General features: G+C 39.3%; 17 protein-coding genes and 2 tRNA genes. 10 read left to right on the top strand and 9 right to left on the bottom strand.

What is annotated here, in order from left to right; genetic code table 11:
• Positions 1 to 18 precede the first annotated feature (18 nt).
• Positions 19 to 252, top strand: coding sequence for a (Na+)-NQR maturation NqrM (gene nqrM, locus O1D97_RS14575; protein ID WP_269126735.1), 234 nt, complete (start codon positions 19 to 21; stop codon positions 250 to 252).
• 32 nt (positions 253 to 284) lie between these two features.
• Positions 285 to 1,679, top strand: a complete 1,395-nt coding sequence (sthA, locus tag O1D97_RS14580; protein WP_269126737.1) for a Si-specific NAD(P)(+) transhydrogenase — start codon at positions 285 to 287, stop codon at positions 1,677 to 1,679.
• Positions 1,680 to 1,765: 86 nt separating this feature from the next.
• Here the strand turns inward: sthA and O1D97_RS14585 are convergent, their stop codons facing one another.
• Positions 1,766 to 2,320, bottom strand: a complete 555-nt coding sequence (locus tag O1D97_RS14585) for a hypoxanthine-guanine phosphoribosyltransferase (protein ID WP_269126739.1) — start codon at positions 2,318 to 2,320, stop codon at positions 1,766 to 1,768.
• Positions 2,321 to 2,348: 28 nt separating this feature from the next.
• Positions 2,349 to 3,191 carry a YihY family inner membrane protein gene (locus O1D97_RS14590; RefSeq protein WP_269126741.1) on the bottom strand — a complete coding sequence of 281 codons (843 nt, stop codon included), beginning with the start codon at positions 3,189 to 3,191 and terminating at the stop codon, positions 2,349 to 2,351.
• 356 nt (positions 3,192 to 3,547) lie between these two features.
• Between O1D97_RS14590 and O1D97_RS14595 the strand changes: the two genes are divergently transcribed.
• The 8 genes from O1D97_RS14595 (at position 3,548) to O1D97_RS14630 (ending at position 12,118) form a co-directional block, all read left to right on the top strand.
• Positions 3,548 to 3,624 (top strand) — tRNA-Arg (locus O1D97_RS14595).
• Positions 3,625 to 3,740: 116 nt separating this feature from the next.
• Positions 3,741 to 5,075, top strand: coding sequence for a trigger factor (gene tig, locus O1D97_RS14600; RefSeq protein WP_269126743.1), 1,335 nt, complete (start codon positions 3,741 to 3,743; stop codon positions 5,073 to 5,075).
• Between the two features lie 73 nt (positions 5,076 to 5,148).
• The gene (clpP, locus tag O1D97_RS14605; RefSeq protein WP_269126744.1) at positions 5,149 to 5,781 is read left to right on the top strand and encodes an ATP-dependent Clp endopeptidase proteolytic subunit ClpP; all 633 of its coding nucleotides are present in this window, start codon (positions 5,149 to 5,151) and stop codon (positions 5,779 to 5,781) included.
• 16 nt (positions 5,782 to 5,797) lie between these two features.
• Positions 5,798 to 7,078 (top strand): ATP-dependent protease ATP-binding subunit ClpX, encoded by a 1,281-nt coding sequence (clpX, locus tag O1D97_RS14610; protein WP_269126746.1) that lies wholly within the window; start codon positions 5,798 to 5,800, stop codon positions 7,076 to 7,078.
• Positions 7,079 to 7,302: 224 nt separating this feature from the next.
• Positions 7,303 to 9,690, top strand: a complete 2,388-nt coding sequence (gene lon, locus O1D97_RS14615) for an endopeptidase La (RefSeq protein WP_269126748.1) — start codon at positions 7,303 to 7,305, stop codon at positions 9,688 to 9,690.
• Positions 9,691 to 9,815: 125 nt separating this feature from the next.
• On the top strand, positions 9,816 to 10,088 hold the full coding sequence (locus tag O1D97_RS14620; RefSeq protein ID WP_191602835.1) for an HU family DNA-binding protein: 273 nt from the start codon (positions 9,816 to 9,818) through the stop codon (positions 10,086 to 10,088).
• Positions 10,089 to 10,131: 43 nt separating this feature from the next.
• A tRNA-Asp gene (locus O1D97_RS14625) sits at positions 10,132 to 10,208 on the top strand.
• Between the two features lie 80 nt (positions 10,209 to 10,288).
• Complete coding sequence (locus O1D97_RS14630) at positions 10,289 to 12,118, top strand: SurA N-terminal domain-containing protein (protein ID WP_269126750.1); 1,830 nt, start codon at positions 10,289 to 10,291, stop codon at positions 12,116 to 12,118.
• Positions 12,119 to 12,193: 75 nt separating this feature from the next.
• On the opposite strand, the gene O1D97_RS14635 is transcribed toward O1D97_RS14630, so the two are convergent.
• Genes O1D97_RS14635 through O1D97_RS14665 form a run of 7 tightly spaced genes read right to left on the bottom strand, consistent with a single transcriptional unit; the run spans position 12,194 to position 19,078 of the window.
• Positions 12,194 to 13,108 (bottom strand): Dyp-type peroxidase, encoded by a 915-nt coding sequence (locus tag O1D97_RS14635; RefSeq protein WP_269126752.1) that lies wholly within the window; start codon positions 13,106 to 13,108, stop codon positions 12,194 to 12,196.
• A gap of 51 nt (positions 13,109 to 13,159) precedes the next feature.
• Positions 13,160 to 14,962, bottom strand: a complete 1,803-nt coding sequence (locus tag O1D97_RS14640; RefSeq protein ID WP_269126754.1) for a BatD family protein — start codon at positions 14,960 to 14,962, stop codon at positions 13,160 to 13,162.
• The gene (locus O1D97_RS14645) at positions 14,956 to 15,645 is read right to left on the bottom strand and encodes a tetratricopeptide repeat protein (RefSeq protein WP_269126756.1); all 690 of its coding nucleotides are present in this window, start codon (positions 15,643 to 15,645) and stop codon (positions 14,956 to 14,958) included. Before O1D97_RS14645 ends, O1D97_RS14640 begins: the two co-directional genes overlap by 7 nt.
• An 8-nt stretch (positions 15,646 to 15,653) precedes the next feature.
• Positions 15,654 to 16,688 (bottom strand): VWA domain-containing protein, encoded by a 1,035-nt coding sequence (locus O1D97_RS14650; protein ID WP_269126758.1) that lies wholly within the window; start codon positions 16,686 to 16,688, stop codon positions 15,654 to 15,656.
• Complete coding sequence (locus tag O1D97_RS14655) at positions 16,688 to 17,683, bottom strand: VWA domain-containing protein (RefSeq protein WP_269126760.1); 996 nt, start codon at positions 17,681 to 17,683, stop codon at positions 16,688 to 16,690. The genes O1D97_RS14650 and O1D97_RS14655 overlap by 1 nt, the downstream gene beginning before the upstream one ends.
• On the bottom strand, positions 17,676 to 18,161 hold the full coding sequence (locus O1D97_RS14660) for a DUF4381 domain-containing protein (RefSeq protein WP_269126762.1): 486 nt from the start codon (positions 18,159 to 18,161) through the stop codon (positions 17,676 to 17,678). The genes O1D97_RS14655 and O1D97_RS14660 overlap by 8 nt, the downstream gene beginning before the upstream one ends.
• On the bottom strand, positions 18,161 to 19,078 hold the full coding sequence (locus O1D97_RS14665; RefSeq protein ID WP_269126764.1) for a DUF58 domain-containing protein: 918 nt from the start codon (positions 19,076 to 19,078) through the stop codon (positions 18,161 to 18,163). Before O1D97_RS14665 ends, O1D97_RS14660 begins: the two co-directional genes overlap by 1 nt.
• Positions 19,079 to 19,087: the final 9 nt, after the last annotated feature.

The following is a 19,087-nucleotide window of genomic DNA, read 5'->3' on the forward strand; positions in this document are numbered from 1 at the left end:
AATTAATAGGAGTTTGTGATGTTAACAATTGTTTTGGCGTTCGGGCTAATGTTACTTCTAGTGGCAGCAATGGCTGTAGGGGTATTGATGGGAAGGAAGCCCATATCTGGGTCATGCGGTGGTATGAGTGCTTTAGGAATGGAAGTTGCTTGTGATATTTGTGGTGGTGATAAAGGTAAATGTGACGAAGAAAATGCAACCACAGCAGCAAGTGTTAAAGCGGAAGATCAGTTTTACGACGCATCGAAATAACAAATAATGACAATATACATCGAGGGGCGATTATGACGACGAGACATTATGATGTCGTAGTATTAGGTACAGGACCTGCAGGTGAAGGTGCTGCAATGAATGCGGCAAAGGCGGGTAAAAAAGTAGCCGTTATTGAGGCCAGTGAGCGTGTTGGTGGTAGTTGTACACATTTGGGTACAATCCCTTCAAAAGCGTTAAGGCATGCCGTTAAAGAAATTATTGCTTTTAATACTAACCCTATGTTTCGCGACATCGGCGAGCCTCGTTGGTTTTCTTTTCCGAAAGTGCTTACGCATGCAAATAAAGTAATTGATAAGCAGGTTATGGGTAGAACGGAATACTATGCTCGCAACCGAATTGATATTTACTTCGGTAAAGGGAAGTTTAAAGACAGCAATACCGTTGAGGTAAATACCTATGAAAAAGGGCCTGAATTATTAGTTGCAGATAAATTTGTGATTGCTACTGGCTCAAGACCTTATCGTCCTGCTGATATTGATTTCACTCATCCAAGAGTATATTGCTCAGATACGATTTTGAGTTTAAGTCATACTCCACGTTCTCTGATTATTTATGGCGCTGGTGTAATTGGTTGTGAGTATGCTTCTATTTTCTGTGGATTAGGGGTAAGAGTTGAGCTTATAAATCCTGGAAAGAAACTATTAAGCTTTTTGGATGATGAAATTACGGATGCATTGAGTTATCACCTGCGTGATAGTGGTGTATTGATTCGTCATAATGAATCTTATGAAAAGGTTGAAACAACGGAGCGTGGTGTTGTTGTTCATATGAACTCGGGTAAAAAAATCAGGGCAGATGCGTTTTTGTTCTGTAATGGACGATCTGGTAATACAGACAGCTTGAATCTGGAGTCAATTGGTTTAGAGGCAAACAGTCGTGGACAATTAGCCGTACAAGAGACGTATCAGACTGCGGTTGAAAATGTTTATGCGGCCGGTGATGTCATTGGATGGCCAAGCCTTGCGAGTGCGGCCTATGATCAGGGTCGTGCCGTTGCAGCAAATATGTATGGACTGGATGGAGGGCATTTTATTCATGAGGTGCCGACTGGTATTTATACAATTCCAGAAATCAGTTCTGTTGGTAAAACTGAAGCTGAATTGACGGCTGAAAAAGTACCTTATGAGGTGGGTAGGGCTTTCTTTAAGCATACGGCTCGAGCTCAAATAACGGGTGAGCCAGTTGGTATGCTGAAGCTTTTGTTTCATCGTGAGACATTAGAGTTGCTGGGCATCCATTGTTTTGGTGACCAAGCGTCAGAGATTGTTCACATCGGCCAAGCGATTATGAAGCAGCCTGGTGAGTTGAATACGGTGAAATACTTCCTAAATACAACGTTTAACTACCCGACTATGGCGGAAGCTTATCGAGTAGCGGCATTAAATGGTTGTAATCGAGTTTTTTAAAACTCTTCTATAAGAAAAGGCCTATTTGGATTTTTAGCTTTGTTAGCTCATCCTAAATAGGCCTTTTTTATTTATGCTTTTATCTATTAGCTGCCTTTGACTGCGTAAATTCCCGGTAGATTTCGGAAAAAACCTTGGTAATCCATGCCATAGCCGAATAAAAACCGGTCTTCAACGTCTATTCCTATGTAGTCAGGTCGCATATTCTCTACCTTTCTATTATGTACTTTATTCACAATCGTGGCTGTATATACCTCTTTAGCACCTTGGTCATGGAACCATTCTTTAATCGCTTCTAAAGTGTGGCCCTGATCAAAAATATCATCAATAACGAGTATTTCACGACCATTTAGTTCTGACTGAGGGTAGTGCAGCCATTTTAGAGTGTTGCCTTCTGTTTTCATGCCGTAGCGTGTTGCATGAATGTAATCAAGTTCTAAGGGGAAATGTAGACGTTCTAGTAAGGCGGCAGAAGGAATGAGTCCTCCATTCATAACGCAAATAACAAGAGGTATTTTGTCGCTTAAATCATTGGTTATTTGCTTAGCCATAATGTCTAACACTGAATGAAGTTGCTCTGTGTTGATTAGGCAGTCAGCTTCTTTCAATAGTGTATTCAGTTCATTTATTTTGTCGTTCATATTTGTAGGTCCAATTTTTAAGCAAGAGTTAACAGGTTGTTTCTTTATTTGAGTTGAAGTCGTGTTGGTGAAGACTTGCACATAAGCAGGTAGAGATAAGAATGATATGCCAGCTCAGTTGCAGCCATACAATTAATGTTGGTAATGCCGCAAATGCACCATAAACTACTTGATAATTAGCGAATAGTTGGGCAAATGAAGTGAATAGGGTGTTTAGAAGTGATAAAGCTACTGTTGCAAATATGGCGGCAATGGCGGCTTTTTTGGCTTTTACCGTCGCATTGGGTGAGAGGTAGTTAAGTGCAAAAATCATTATAAAATAGAGAATTACGCTGCTAAATTCGACCAGATACGTAGTAAACTCCCCAATAGCTACCCCTTGCCATTTAAAAGAAAGTAATGTGCCGTAAACGCTTAAAGAGGCTGCTAGTAGGATGGGGCCAAGCGTTAAAATAGCCCAATACGTTAACAGTCGTTCTCTTATATTTCTAAGTGATGAAATTTTCCATATCTCTTGAACGGCGACCTCAAAGCTATTTAGCAAAAGTAAGGCCGTTAAAATCAACATGACTAAACCGGCTAGAGGGAGACTCCTTGCTTGATCAGAAAAGGTAATTAGGTATGGAAGTATGACATCACTGGTCCCTGGAGCGAGATGTGTCTCTAAGAGTTGTAATAATGTGGACTGCATTTCTTGTAAGGCTGGTGTGAACCCAAGAATTCCAAGAATAATCGTTATGATTGGAACGGCGGCAAGAAGGCTTGCCAAAGTGAGTTGTGCCGCCCTAAGTCCTGAGTTACTTTCCCTATAACATTTGTAGACAATAAATATATAGTTTTTAGTAAAATGTAGTGCTGATTTAAACGTCAAAATAGCCCCAGTGATAGTGTGTTTTTTCTATCGTTAATAATACCTGATCTTTTCTAAGTTGTAAGTTGTAAGTTTCTAACTTAGTTTGTGCGCTTTACTTCAGTGCGTTTTTATTTGTTATGCATGATTCTAGTGCTTAATGCTTGAAGGGATGGTTACATTTTGTTATTATTCATTTGTTCCTTTTGTGATTTTTTAGCCATTTTATGGTGATTGGTTATTTATCGATCCCTTTTTTGGTTCCTTTGTGATGAAAAGTCATTTTAGCCCAGATTTTCTGGGCTTTTTTACATCATTTAGTTGACGAATGGAATTCCTTCCATATAATAGCGCACCACATAACAGTAATGAGTTAAGCGCCTGTAGCTCAGTCGGATAGAGCATCCGCCTTCTAAGCGGACGGTCAGGGGTTCGAATCCCTTCAGGCGCACCATTCTCACATTACTTAAATTAATTCAAAGTCTTGTTGATTACATAAGAGTGAATGCACACTACTACTTCATGTTTTTAAATCAACATTATTAAGGCAAATTCCCGAGAGGAAGTTTTATGCAAGTTTCTGTAGAGACAACATCTGCTATCGAGCGCGTACTTACCATCACAGTTCCAGCAGCTCGTATTGATGAGAAAGTAAGTTCTGAAGTCGCTAAAACAGCAAAAACTGTTCGTATCGATGGTTTTCGTAAAGGTAAAGTGCCAGTTAATGTTGTTAAGAAACGTTATGGCCAGGGTATTCGTTTAGACGCGATTGAACAAATTATGCGTGATGCTTATGTTGAAGCGGTTCAAAAAGAAGAATTGCAACCAGCGGGTATGCCTACGATCGAGCCTAAATCAATGGCTGAAGGTGCGGATTTAGAATTCGTAGCGAAAGTAGAAGTATATCCAGTTGTTGAATTGGTTGATGCAACAAACATTTCTGTTGAGCGTGTTATCTCAGAAGTGACGGATGCTGATGTTGATACAATGCTTGAAACGCTACGTAAACAAAATGCTGATTGGGTTGCTGTCGAACGTGAAGCGGCTGACGGTGATCAGGCGACAATTGATTTTGTTGGTTATATCGATGGTGAAGCATTTGAAGGTGGTGAAGCTAAAGATCATAAATTGGTTTTAGGCTCTAACACAATGATTCCTGGTTTTGAAGCTGGCATCATTGGTATGAAGGTAGGTGAGTCACGTGATGTGATGGTTACTTTCCCTGAAGATTATCAAGCAGAAGCATTGAAAGGTAAAGAAGCAAAATTTGTAATCACTGCTTCAGAGGTTGCTGAGCAATCTATCCCTGAATTGAATGATGCTTTTGTTGAAAAATTTGGTCTAGAAGAAGCAACGGTTGAAGCGCTTCGAGCTGAAGTTCGCAAAAATATGGAACGTGAGCTAAATCAAGCGGTTAAAGCTAAGTTGAAAAATGCTTTGTTTGATGGTCTTCTAGAAAATAACCCAGTTGACGTTCCTTCTGTGCTAGTTTCGCAAGAAGTTGATGGTTTACGTCAGCAAGCGGCACAACAGTTTGGTGGTCAAGGTTTTGATGCGTCTCAACTTCCTGCTGAATTGTTTCAAGATGAAGCCACAAAGCGTGCTAAGTTGGGTCTATTAATTTCAGAAGTTATCAAGCAAAATGAATTAACGGTTGAAAATGACCGTGTGCAGTCTTTCTTGGAAGAGATGGCTCAAGCGTATCAAGAACCACAGCAGGTGATTGACTTCTATCTGAAAGATAAAGAACGTTTGACTCAGATTCAATCGGCTGTACTTGAAGAGCAAGTTGTTGATAAACTGCTTGAATCTGCTCAAGTTACTGAGGTAACTTTGGGATATGAAGATGCTATTAAGCCGAAAGCCGAAGCTGCTGAAGAAGTAGAAGAAAGCGCAGAAGCATAAGTTTACTCTTATATTTCTATCTAAGGCCGACATAGTGAATACTGTGTCGGCTTTTTTGTTTTAAGGAATTAGTATGAATTTAACAAATCCAACATCTGGACCAGTTGCTATTACAAGTGCTGGTCTTGTACCAATGGTTATAGAGCAAACGGCTCGTGGCGAACGTTCTTTTGATATTTATTCGCGTTTGCTTAAAGAAAGAGTGATTTTTTTAGTAGGCCAAGTAGAAGATCATATGGCTAATTTAGTCGTGGCTCAATTATTATTTTTAGAGTCTGAGAATCCAGATAAAGATATTCACTTATATATAAACTCTCCGGGTGGTTCGGTAACAGCGGGCATGTCTATTTATGACACCATGCAATTTATTAAACCGGATGTAAGTACTATGTGTATTGGTCAAGCCGCAAGTATGGGGGCATTGCTCCTTACAGCGGGCGCGGCTGGAAAACGTTATTGTTTGCCTAATTCTCGTGTGATGATTCACCAGCCGTTGGGCGGATATCAAGGACAAGCTTCTGATATTGAAATACATACACGTGAAATTATTAAAATTAAAACAAAATTAAATGAAATTATTTCGTTTCATACCGGTAAGCCAATAGAAGATGTAGCAAAAGATACGGATCGTGATAACTTTATGGATCCGGAAACGGCTAAAGAGTATGGCTTAATTGACGATATATTAATGAAACGATCAGTATAAGACAGGTGAGTATTTAATGTCGGATGATAAATTTGGTAAGGGAGAACATTCAGATAGACTTTTGTATTGTTCTTTTTGTGGAAAAAGCCAAGATGAAGTGAAGAAATTGATTGCAGGTCCTTCTGTATATATTTGTAATGAATGTGTGGACCTGTGTAGCAATATCATCACACAAGAGCTCTCTCAAATTAATAATGAAGATCAAGAGTCTCAAGATGAATTACCTACACCTATGAAGCTCAAATCTGCGCTTGATGAATATGTGATAGGTCAAGAAAAAGCGAAGAGAGTATTGGCGGTTGCTGTTTATAATCACTACAAGCGTCTTCGTCATCAAGTTAAAGATAGCAGTGTTGAGTTAGGGAAAAGTAACATTTTACTTATTGGCCCTACTGGTAGTGGTAAAACATTATTAGCTCAAACGTTAGCGCGTGTATTGGATGTACCATTCACCATTGCTGATGCAACAACATTAACCGAGGCAGGTTATGTTGGTGAGGATGTTGAAAATATTATTCAAAAGCTCCTTCAGAAATGCGATTACGATGTAGAGAAGGCTCAACGCGGAATTGTCTACATTGATGAAATAGATAAAATTTCTCGCAAGTCTGATAATCCTTCGATAACACGTGATGTATCTGGTGAAGGTGTTCAGCAAGCGTTGCTAAAATTGATTGAAGGTACTGTTGCTTCCGTTCCTCCTCAAGGGGGGCGTAAGCATCCTCAGCAAGAGTTTCTACAGGTTGATACATCAAATATCTTGTTTATCTGTGGTGGTGCTTTTGCTGGCTTGGATCGAGTTATTAGTGATCGTACAGAGAAAGGCAGTATAGGGTTCTCTGCAGTTGTCAAAAGTAAAGAAGAAGACAAGACTTTCTCTCAATCTGTTCATCAAGTTGAAACTGAGGATTTGGTTAAATTTGGTTTGATTCCTGAGTTCGTTGGTCGTTTACCAGTGGTTGCAACGCTATCTGAACTTGACGAAGAAGCATTGATTACTATTTTGAGTGAACCTAAAAATGCGCTGACTAAGCAGTACCAGCATTTATTTGGGCTTGAGGGTGTAGAGTTAGAATTTACTGAAGAGTCTCTTAAAGAAGCAGCTAGGCTTGCGTTGGAGCGTAAAACGGGTGCTCGAGGTTTGAGAAGTATATTAGAATCTGCATTATTGGATTCAATGTATGATCTTCCTTCCAGAACAGATGTAACAAAAATTGTTATGGATGGTCAGGCTATTCGAGGTGAGGGTTTACCTTTGATGGTGCTTGAAAAAGAAGATGATGTAGCGAATCAATAATTTTTTTGGTTCCTAAATAAGGTCAGCTTGATAAAAATCATATCGGGTTGGCCTTTTTTATTGGGGAAATTGTATGTTTTTCATTTTATCTATAATAGGATCAATGAAACATAATGATAATACTCCATAAGTTACGCTTGTTTTTCCATAGATAGCCCTTATGTTTTCTTATATCAAACCTCTTTTATTTTTTGCGCGTGTAATGCGCCTTATTGGAAAAATTTATGTCTGAACAGATAACGCTTCCTATGCTGCCATTAAGAGATGTGGTGGTATACCCAAATATGGTTTTGCCTCTTTTTGTTGGGCGGGCAAAATCCATTGCCGCACTCGAGGCAGCGATGGATGATAATAAATATGTATTCCTAGTTGCTCAACAAGATGCTTCGAAAGACAACCCAATGGTTGAGGACTTATATCCAATTGGTACTACTGCGAAAGTTATGCAACTGCTACGTCTTCCTGATGGTACAGTAAAAGTGCTTGTAGAGGGTGCTGCTCGTGCTCGTGTTGATGAATTGGCTGACCTTGAAAACTATGTTGAGGCAAAAGTAACAGAAATTGTGTCAACGGATTCAGATGAAAGTTCATACTTAGCAATTCGCTCTGCTTTATTAAAACAACTGGATGAATATGTGGCAGGAAGCAAAAAAATTCCTGCTGAAGTAGTGACATCGGTTAAAGTTATTGAAGAATTAGGTGTTTTGATTGATACCATCGCGGGTCATATGACGCTGAAATTGGAAGATAAGCAAAGTATTCTTGAAATGCATTCGTTAGTAGAGCGTGGCGAATATTTGATTGCGTTGATGGAAGGGGAGTTAGATATTGCCCACCTAGAAAAAAGCATTCGTAGTCGTGTTAAAAAACAAATGGAAAAAAGCCAGCGCGAATATTATTTGAATGAGCAAATGAAAGCGATTCAAAAAGAGCTAGGTGATATGGATGAAAGCGGTAATGAGCTTGATATCCTGCAAGAAAAAATCACTGAAAGTGGCATGTCTTCTGAGGCAATAGAAAAAGCGGAAGGCGAGCTTAAAAAATTACGAATGATGTCTCCAATGTCGGCTGAAGCGACCGTTGTTAGAGGTTACATTGATTGGTTGTTGTCATTACCATGGAAGCAGCGTAGTAAAGTTCGTAATGACCTAGCTTATGCTGAAAAAGTGCTTAATCAAGACCATTATGGGTTGAACGATGTAAAAGAACGTATTCTTGAATTCTTGGCCGTTCAACAGCGCGTTAAGAAAGTAAAGGGCCCCGTTCTATGTCTTGTTGGGCCTCCAGGTGTGGGTAAAACCTCTTTAGGGCAGTCGATTGCCAAAGCGGTTAACCGGAAATACGTACGTATGTCACTTGGTGGTGTTCGTGATGAGGCTGAAATTCGTGGTCATCGTCGTACTTATATAGGTTCTATGCCAGGAAAACTGCTTCAAAAACTATCAAAAGTGAAAGTTAAAAACCCTCTTTTCTTACTTGATGAGATTGATAAAATGGGGATGGATCAGCGTGGAGACCCAGCATCCGCATTATTAGAAGTGTTGGATCCAGAGCAAAACCACACGTTTAATGATCACTATCTTGAAGTAGATTACGATTTGTCTGATGTTATGTTTATTTGTACTTCCAATAGTATGAATATCCCAGGACCTTTGCTTGATCGTATGGAGGTGATTCGCATACCTGGTTATACTGAAGATGAGAAGTTGAATATTGCACGTCGTTATTTACTACCGAAGCAAGTTAAACTTTCTGGTTTGAAAGAGACAGAAGTTGATGTTACTGATGATGCTTTAATGGGGTTAATACGGTATTACACTCGTGAGGCAGGCGTCCGAGGGCTTGAACGTGAATTAAGTAAAGTATGTCGTAGAGTTGTTAAGCAGCAGTCTTTATCTAAAAATAAGACGGCTGTTATTGTCTCTGAGAACAATTTAGAAGAGTTTTCTGGTGTAAAGCGTTTCTCGTACGGTAAAGCAGAAGAAAAAAATCAAATTGGCCAAGTGACAGGATTAGCGTGGACATCCGTTGGTGGTGAATTATTAACGATTGAAGCGGCGGCTCTTACTGGTAAAGGGCGTCATGTAAAAACAGGCTCGTTAGGCGATGTAATGCAAGAATCGATTCAAGCCGCATTGACAGTTGTGCGAAGTCGTGCCGTTGCTCTTGGAATTGATGAAGATTTTCATGAGAAAATTGATCTTCATGTCCATGTTCCTGAAGGGGCTACTCCTAAAGATGGTCCAAGTGCAGGTATCGCGATGTGTACCGCAATGGTGTCTGTACTTGCTAAGGTGCCTGTAAAAGCGTCTGTTGCAATGACAGGGGAGATTACGTTGCGTGGGGAAGTCTTGGCTATAGGTGGACTTAAAGAGAAGCTATTGGCTGCTCACAGAGGCGGTATTAAAACGGTTATTATTCCTCATGAAAATGAGCGTGATTTAAAAGAAATTCCAGATAATATTAAAGCTGATCTTTCTATTCATCCAGTTAAATGGATTGATGAAGTGCTGGATATCGCTTTAGAGTACATTCCTTCACCAAAAAAGGTAAAAACTACCGCTTCTAAAGAAAAAATTGTTGATGAACAAGAAGCTGTGAGTCATCATTAGGTGAAACCTCGGAGTTGACAGAGGGTAGGATAGGCTTGTATAACTGCTCATCCTTATTATTTCTAATGAAAAGAAGTCCTAAAAAATATTTTTAAGGAACCACGAAAATACTGAAGGGGTACAACGTGAATAAATCTGAATTGATTGATGCAATTGCTGCATCTGCTGATCTTTCTAAAGCGGCTGCTGGTAATGCACTAGATGCAACTCTACAAGCAATTACTGAATCGTTAGCAAAAGGTGATCAGGTTACATTGGTAGGTTTTGGTACATTTGCCGTTAAAGAGCGTGCGGCGAGAACTGGTCGTAACCCTCAGACTGGTGAGGAAATTCAAATTAAAGCAGCTAAAGTTCCTGGTTTTAAAGCCGGTAAAGGTCTTAAAGACGCTGTTAATTAATAGCTAAATAGCATAATTAATTTGTTGTTATTTAGATGAGTTCGGAGCAGTAGTTCAGTTGGTTAGAATACCTGCCTGTCACGCAGGGGGTCGCGGGTTCGAGTCCCGTCTGTTCCGCCATTAGACAAAGAGGTGTGTTCCAGATGGAGTGCACCTTTTTTTGTATAGACATACTTGAAGGAAAACATCATGGAGGCTATATGCTCCAAAATATAAGAGATAAGTCGCACGGTATTGTTGTTAAAATTATCGTTGGTTTTATTGTTGTGACTTTCGCGCTGTTTGGTGTGGATGCTTTAGTAACAGGTTTTAATTCCTCAGATACAGTCGCTGAAGTTAATGGTACAGAAATCACTCGCACTGATTTACTTCAAGCCGCGGAAACGCAAAGACGTCAATTGATTTCCATGATGGGAAATAATATTAACCCTGCTTTGCTTGAAGATACATTACTACAAAGACGAGCGTTGGATGAGTTGATCCAAAGAGCTGTTTTAACTAATAATGCTGAATCACTTAATTTGGGTGTTTCTGATGCTCAAGTAGATCAGTATTTATTACAGGCTGGGGAGTTTCAAACAGACGGGCGATTTGATCAGAATAAATATGTAAATTTTGTTCGTTCACTTGGTTATACACCACTGTCCTTTAAAGAGCGTATTAAAACAGATGTATTATTGCAGCAGGCTCGCTCAGCTATCGTCGCATCTGAGTTTGTTGTTCCTCATCAGGTTGACATGATTAAGACATTGCAAAATCAAACGCGTACTTTTGATTATGTTGAATTTGATCTTGCTTCTGAAACCGAGCAAATGGATGTTACCGATGCTGAAATCGAAACGTATTTTTCGGCACATCCAGAAGAGTTTAAACAAGAAGAGCAAGTTTCTTTAGATTATGTTCTTATTAAATCAACTGACTTACGTGACAGAATTGATGTTACCGATGCCGAGCTGAAAGCGGCCTATGATTCTGAAGTGGCTCTAGAACGATCTGAAGAGCGTCAGGTATCTCATATTTTATTGGAACTGGGTGATGACCGTACAGAAGATCAGGCTAATGCTTTAGTTACAGAAATTCAGCAGCAAATTGCTTCTGGGAAGTCTTTTGCGTCACTTGCTGAAACGTATTCCGATGACCTTGGTTCAAAGAGTTCCGGTGGTAATTTGGGTTATATTGAAAAAGGTATCATGGGTGACGATTTTGACGATGCTGTATTTAATATGGCGTTAGGAGAGGTTAAGTCGGTTCAAACAGATTTTGGCCTGCATTTAGTGCAACTAAATGATATTGCAACAGTCGATGTAGCTAGCTTTGATGAAATGAAATTACAGCTTGAAGAGCAAATAGTGTCTAGAAAGATTGAAGATGCCTTGTTGGATGAGCATGAAAATATTGCCGATCTAGCTTATGCAAGCGATCGTTTAGAGCCATTGGCTAAAGAGTATGGTGTTGAAATAGAAACGACGGCATTGTTTGGGCGAAGTGGGGGAAATGATGAGTTAACCGTCAACCCTCAAATTGTGGCAGCGGCCTACAGTGCTCAAGTACTTGAAGATGGTCAAAACAGTAATCTAATAGAGATTAATGATAATGAAGTTATCGTTGTTAGGGTAAAAGATCATAACCCTGAGTCTCTTCAGTCTTTAGACGATGCACGTGAACAAGTGGCATCGGTATTAATTGAAGAAAAAGCGGTGGCTTCATTGAAAGCGAAAGCAGATTTAGCGTTTTCCGATCTAGATAATCAAGATTGGAAAACGGTAACGGCAGCCGCTCGTGGTGAAAGTGCTATTTCAGAACTGGCGTTTACCCTGCCTCATCCTGTGGATGCTCCTGTAACAGAGGTTAAGCCACTGTCAAATGGTAATTTGGTATTGATGCGTTTAACGGCGGTTGAGTCGCAAGATGTTGAAGGGGATGATGAGCAAGTTTCGCTTTATGAGCGCTATTTAAATCAAACGAATTCAACGCTTTCAACCCAAGCTCAGCAGAGTTTATTATCTAACGCTGCAACAATAGAACGCTAGATATTTTATAGCAGTGCCAAAAAAAACCACTAAATAAAAGGTATTTAGTGGTTTTTTTATTTCCAAATATGGCCTCTATAGCTGTGTGAACCAAAGAAGGCTAGGGACAAAGAAGGCCTGTCCTGTAACGGCTTGAGTATACTTCATCAGATGATCTGTATGACCTTCTGTGTCCCCTTTCAGCATGCTGTTTAGCATTTTATTGAAGTTGTCGGGAGTACGGCAATAACTCGCAAACATGAGGCCTGATTCGGTTAATGTTGCAAAAGGCATGCTTTGGCGCAGAATTTCTAATGACTCACCTTGAGCGTTCTTAAGAGATGTTCGTTTTGTGTGAGCATGAGGTGATTTTTTATCTGATGAGAATTCAATGTTATCCGTCTTACTTCTTCCAAAAATACTTTCTTGTTGGTCTACAGGAAGTTGTTCCCAACTATGTAGGCTGTGTATGAATTTTTGAAGGTGTAGGTAAGAGCCTCCACAAAAAGAAGGATCTTCATTTCCAACCAATGCCACTTCTTTTCTATGTTCCCCTTCAGGGTTTTCAGTACCATCAACAAATCCCGTTAAATCGCGACTGTCTAAATATTTAAAGCAGGAAACTTCTTCTACTAAAGAAACCGAATCTGAAAATAGTTGATAGAGCTTTTGAGCTAGTATAGAAGTAATATCTCTGCGATCAGATCGAATATGTAATATTAAATCTACAGGGGTATCTGGAGCCTGTTTTAAATCTGTATGTTGAAAGCCTGTGAGTTGTTTTGGTGTTTCCAGTGAAAGCTGGCTCCAATATTCATTGCCGATGCCAATAACGGCATGAAGGTTGGCGCTTTTAAATACACTTTGTGTGTTGGATATGACCTCAGGTGATCTTTTCAATGCTAGGCGAATTTGTTTGTGTTGACCCGGTTTTACATTGAATGTAATGAATAAGGCTTCACTTGATTGTTCCGCAGTAATGCCTGTTTGATGGAGTGGTGACAGTGACATAGTGAGGGTCCTATAATCAGATTGAAATTATTAATACTAGAGCAACTATTTTTAAAAATTTGGATATAGCGTTTTTAGCTTATCAGAAGAGCTGCTTTTAGGTACACCACTGATATGCTCTTCTAGTGCATCTGCTAAAGCTTGTCCGTTCCATTGGCTAGTTGCTTTATCTGAATACATACTGAGTTCTGATTCCATAATAAGTTGTGTTATTTCTTGTGAATTACTTAGACGCTTGATGTCTTCCAACCCCAAAATATTTTCGTCTCCCCAACGAAGTCTGGCCCACTCTAAAAGGTTTCCTCTTAGTTGAGATAATCGATTTGCACGACAGCAGTGTATTAGTTGCGCATAAGCTGATGCTTCATCAAGGGCTGTTACAGGTGCAAAATCTTTGATAGTTGGAATTTTCTCATCATCTAAAAGCGTTTTCTTACGTTTTTTTATCCAGATAGTTATGACGCTTACTAATGTAACTGCAAATAAAGAAGCGATCGCTAATATTTTTAGGATCGAGGAATTGCTAGGTTCTGTTACTTCCAATTCAACTCCAATATTTTGCGTGTTTGCTTTTGGTTGAACCTTTGGTTTTGCTAGTGAGATTGGTTGGCTATTTTCTTGTTGTATTGCGTTGTTTTCATTGTGAGATTTTTGTATGGCTGTTTGATTATTTGATTGATTGACCAATGGTAAGATTGATAAATCAATGCTTTCTGTCGATGCTACTTCTAATATTCTGTCTTCTACGTTCCAGAAAGGAATTTCTATTGAAGGTAATGTAATTACACCTTCTCGAGTAGGAACGACTTCAATAACAAGGGACTGATTGCCTATAATTCCATTACTGGTTTTTTGACTGCTAAATTTAGCGGGTTGCGGATAGAGTTTGTAATCTGCTGTGCTAGAAAAAGCAATCGGTGGTATTTGTTCGGGTAGTGCCCCTTTCGCTCTAATTTCAATTTTCCAAGTTAACGTATCACCAATATGGGCATTGGTAGTGGGAGTAAGGCTACTTGAAATCTGAACATTGTCAGCTGGTAACCAGTAATCGTTTGAGTAGCTTGCAGGGATTGGTAGAATGTTTAAAGATATCGGTAGGCTCTGTACTTTAATAATTCTTCGACCGGCATTTGTATTTATCATAGCGGATATGGTTTGTGGCGGCAGGTCAAGTTGACCACTGACCTGGGGGAAAGCGAGATATTGCCTGGTTCTGACTTGATATGTGGTGCCATTGATCATTTCGCTGTGTGATTGATCATCCACTAGGCGCTCTATCACCAAATTTGCATGGTTTGGTGTAGATATATTAGCGTTTTGTAATGCGACAGACGTGTACAGCGCCATGGTTAAAATAACTTGTTGTTGCAGGTAGGGCTGTGGCTCAGAAGAATGCATCTTTAGCATAACAGGAGGGTTGCCATTTTCATCCAATAGTTGGGGGGCGTTTTTTACCTCTAAAATCAATGATTCCGACTGATATTCACCTACTTTAATTTTAGGGATTTCAATTTTGCCAACAGATTTAGGCATTAAGTTTATTACCCAAAAATTCAATGCTTGAGTGGTTCCTAGGTTGAATCTAAATTGACTGTTTTGGCTCTGCCCTAATATATCGAAGTCTCTTTTTAATGAGGAAAGGTCAGGACCTGATCCTGTGTCAGGAAAATCAGTGCGTATACTGAGCTGAACTACTTCATTTTCAACGACGATATTTTTATTTAGAGATGCGATAACCGTAGCCGACAATGCGCCGGTGCTGATCAAGAAAAAAAGGCCAATGACATATATCTTTACCAAAGAAAGTAAAAATTGTAATGAAGTTAAAATATGTGTTCTTTCAATTACTACCATATTGGCAGTCCATCCTCTTGTTTGAATCGATTTTCTGCTCGTTTTTCTTGATGTAAATACCAGAGTTTCCGTTTTAATAAACCACCAGGGTCGTCTTGTATTTGTCTTAACCATTGATCTAAAGCGATTTTTTCTTCATCTGTAATATCGTTTTTTTCAGATTCGGTATTGTTTATAGCATTTTTCTCGTCATCAGGTGTGTTGTTCTGTTCATCGCTGGTTTTGTTGTCTTCTTTTTCTTCATCACTGGTGCCATCTTTATTCTGAGATTTCTTTTGTTGGTTTTCGGTATTGTTTTTCTCTTTAGATTGTTGCGGATCATTATTCGGTTTTTGATTTTGTTGTTGATCTTGATCTTGATCTTGATCTTGCTTCTGTTCTTTTTGCTTTTGCTGTAAATACGCTAAGTTTTCTTGCGCTGCCTTTGAATTTGGGTCTAATTCAAGCGATTTTTTGAATGCTTGAATTGCATCTTCGAGGTTACCTGATAATGCGAGACTATTACCTAAATTATAAAAGTCTGAAGCAGACGATGCTTGAGATTTTAGCACGTCTGCCGCTTCTGAATATCTTTCTACAGCGTAATTTGAGGCGGCTTGCCATTTTTTATTCTCGAAAAGTGAAGATGCTTCATCCCACTGACCATTATCTACTTTGCTTTGCGCTAGTTGATCTTGTGTCATGAACCATTCTAGCGGTGATGCAATACTGTTAGGGGGTAACTGCTTAAGTTGATAATGAGAAGTAAATAGGCTCCAGGACGAAATTGGATTAAAAGCCATATTAAAAAAGGCATCAATAGCCAATGTCCTTTTTCAACCCAAATATTACTAAGAGCATTTGATTCTCGGAGTGTTTTTTGGGTGGACTGTTGGTTGTTGACGATACTTTGTATGTCTTTATCCGTCAGTTGACTATCGAAGTATTGACCATTTAATGTACTGGCAAGATCAATTAATGAAGATACAGGTAGAGGTGGTTTAACGGTTTTGTTGTTTTTTCTTAGATGGGATCCATCAGGAAGTACAATTTCTCCTCCTTGTTGGCTTCCAACCCCAATGATACTCACTTGCAAAGAGTTGAGTTTTGTTAATTTTGGTATTTCTATTATTTCATTGCTATTGATGCTATCTGTAACAATAATTAGATGTGCAGGAGACGGGTTATTTTCTAACAAGGAGAGTGACGTCTGAACTCCAGCGAGCAGGTTGCTGCCATAAAGAGGCATAATTAAAGGATCAAGTGCTAAGAGAAAGTGTGTAAGCGTTGATTTATCAGCACTAAATGGACTAATTGTGTAAGCATCGCCCGCAAAAGCCACCATGGCAATTTCACCTTCAGTAATGGTATTTATGATGTCCTGTAATTTTTGTTTTAGTCGGGTTAATCGATTTGGTTTTATATCTGTAGCATAGAGAGAAATCGATTGATCTATTAACAAAATGGTTTTTGCGTTAGAGGTATAAGTGGGTTGAGGTTGCTTTTCCCAGCTAATACCAGACAGCCCAATAATAGCGAGACAAAGGCTTAATAGGCCTAACCATTTAGATGTGTTTTTTCCTATGCTTGGCTTGGTTAAAAATGGTAATAATTTTGGGTCTATAAACTTTTTCAGTTGTGTTCCCCGAGAGCCATGCTTAGTGAAAAGTATCACGCACAGTAGTGTAAAGGGGATTAATAATAACCAAGTTGGTCTAGTAAAATATAGCCCTGGAAGCAGTTCCATTATTTACTCCCCTTTGATAAAAATGTTTTTTGCAGAATGAAGCCAAATCCAATTAATATCAGTCCTAGTAGTCCAAGCCAGTGCAATAACGTGGTTTTAGGTCTTTGCCAGAGGTCTTCGCTAGGTGTTGGTTCAAGTTGGTCAATCAGGTGATAAATATGGCTTAATTCACTTGTGCTTCTTGCTCTAAAATAGTGTCCTCCCGTAGAGCTGGCAATGTCTTGTAATAAAGGTTCGTCTAAATCAGATGAAGGGTTAATTACTTTAGGTCCAAAGAACCCTTGGACAACCATTTCATCTGCGCCTATGCCTATAGTGTGTATTTTTACGTTCTGGGAAGCGGCGAAACTTGCGGCTTGAGCGGGTTGAACTCGACCTGCTGTGTTAGCCCCATCTGTCATAAGGATCAAGACTTTTTTATCACTGTCTTTATTTTCCAGCTGTTTGATACCTAAGCCTATAGCGTCTCCAATAGCGGTTTGTTCACCAGCAAAACCAATTTGATTCTCATTGATTAATTTATTTAAGGCTTCTAGGTCATAACTTAAGGGCGCTTGTAGGTAGGCCTTTGTTCCAAATACGATAATACCAATGCGATCGCCTTTTCGAGTGCTAATAAAATCGTTTAATACGTGTTTTGCTGCACTTAATCTATCAACCGTTTCTTTATTTACTTGCATGTCGGTGACTTGCATGCTGCCTGATAAATCTACAGCGATGAATAAATCTCTACCGGAAGGTGTTATTTCAATAGGATCGCCGACCCAAACGGGTCTAGCGATGGCGGTCACAAGCACTAACCAGGCACATAAAAACAATATTAGAGTTGGGTTTTTTATCACTCTTCCAGATGACTGGCTGGTTGATTGTTTGCTTATTAGACTCGCTGTAGGCCACCAGATAATTTCACTCTTTGGCGTGGTGGGGGTGATAAAACGCATTAAGAGAGGTAGCGGTAATAAAAGGAAAAACCAAGGCCAAACAAATTCAAGCATTATGTTTTTTTACCCATTTTTTCGTAGTGTTTAATAAGTTGTGTCGTTCAGCATCACTGAGTGTTAAATGTTCTTGATATTGACCGTCAATAAACCATGCCCCAAGACTTTTGAAGGAATGCGATTTTCTCATGTCTTTATCTAGCAATGGTATCAAATCATGATTCAGCATGGCTGCTTGGGAGCCTTTTCCATGGCTGACTAGACATCTTTTAATAATTGTATGGCAGTGTGTAAGTAGTTCTTTATCACTGAGTGCATTTAGATTGTGACGGTCACCTAATAAAGTCAGTGCTTCTCTTCGATACGCATTATGTTGATATTTTTTAACGGTTTTCAAGGTGACTATGGTAACTAGGATAATCAGAGCTAGCAACACCAGCCAACTCCACCATACTGGAGGCCACATGGGGATAGCTTCTGGTAAGATAAAAGCTTTGTTAGGTAAATCGAGGCTGTTTTGGAGAGCTTCATCCATTAGTGAATAGCTCCTATGGCTAACAAATGGCGTGCAATGGTAATAGGGGATTCAGGCAAATCATATTGGTGGAGTTGTATTCCAATATTGTGTAATTGTTGTTTGAGTAAGTTAACTTGCTTTTCGAGTTCTTCAGTAATACGGTGTTGTGTTGGCTTTGTAATGGATAGCCATTGTAAACCATTAAAATCCTCCATTAAGTACTGACCGATTGGGAGTTTTTTGGCATTGGTGTCGGCAATTTTTATCCAGTAAACATAATTATGTTTTGCTAATTGAGCGAGGTGTTTTAGATCTTTATCGGACACATTTAAGCGGTCACTTAAAATAATAATAGTTTGTTGTTTTATCGATTTATCATGATGAAGGGCTTCCCAAGGCTTTACTATTGAGTTTTTTTCTCTGTGTTTGACTTGCGTTGCTTCAGCTAATTGAGAGACTAGAGAAGAGAATGATTTTTTATTATGAATGTGAGCTCGTTGGTGGATGAGATCACCAAAGCCTAGGCAATACCCCAAACTATCATTCTGTATTTGTGTTCTCCAAGCAATTAAACACGCGACCTGTACCATACGGGTAGATATAAATGTATGTCTCGTCCCAAAATATCCTGAGCCACTAATATCAAGCATTAGCATTCGTTTATGTTCATTTTCCTGAGCATAAATTCGAGTGTGAGGTGTGCCGGTTCTAGCGGTTACTCGCCAATCAATGTGTCGAAACTCATCATGTATTTGGTATTGTCTAAGTTCTAACATCTCCATTCCATGACCTTTTATAGGTCTTTGGTATTGACCATTTGCTCGCGTACGTTTTACTTTTTTTGCCGCTTTCCCTAAATGTTTTGCATAAGGGGCTAAGGCAATTAAATCCTTATTGCTAAGAATCGGAGAGGGCGGTGATATAAGCTTATCCATGACTATCCG

The sequence above is a fragment of the Marinomonas phaeophyticola genome, from assembly GCF_026966905.1.
GTDB lineage: Bacteria > Pseudomonadota > Gammaproteobacteria > Pseudomonadales > Marinomonadaceae > Marinomonas > Marinomonas phaeophyticola.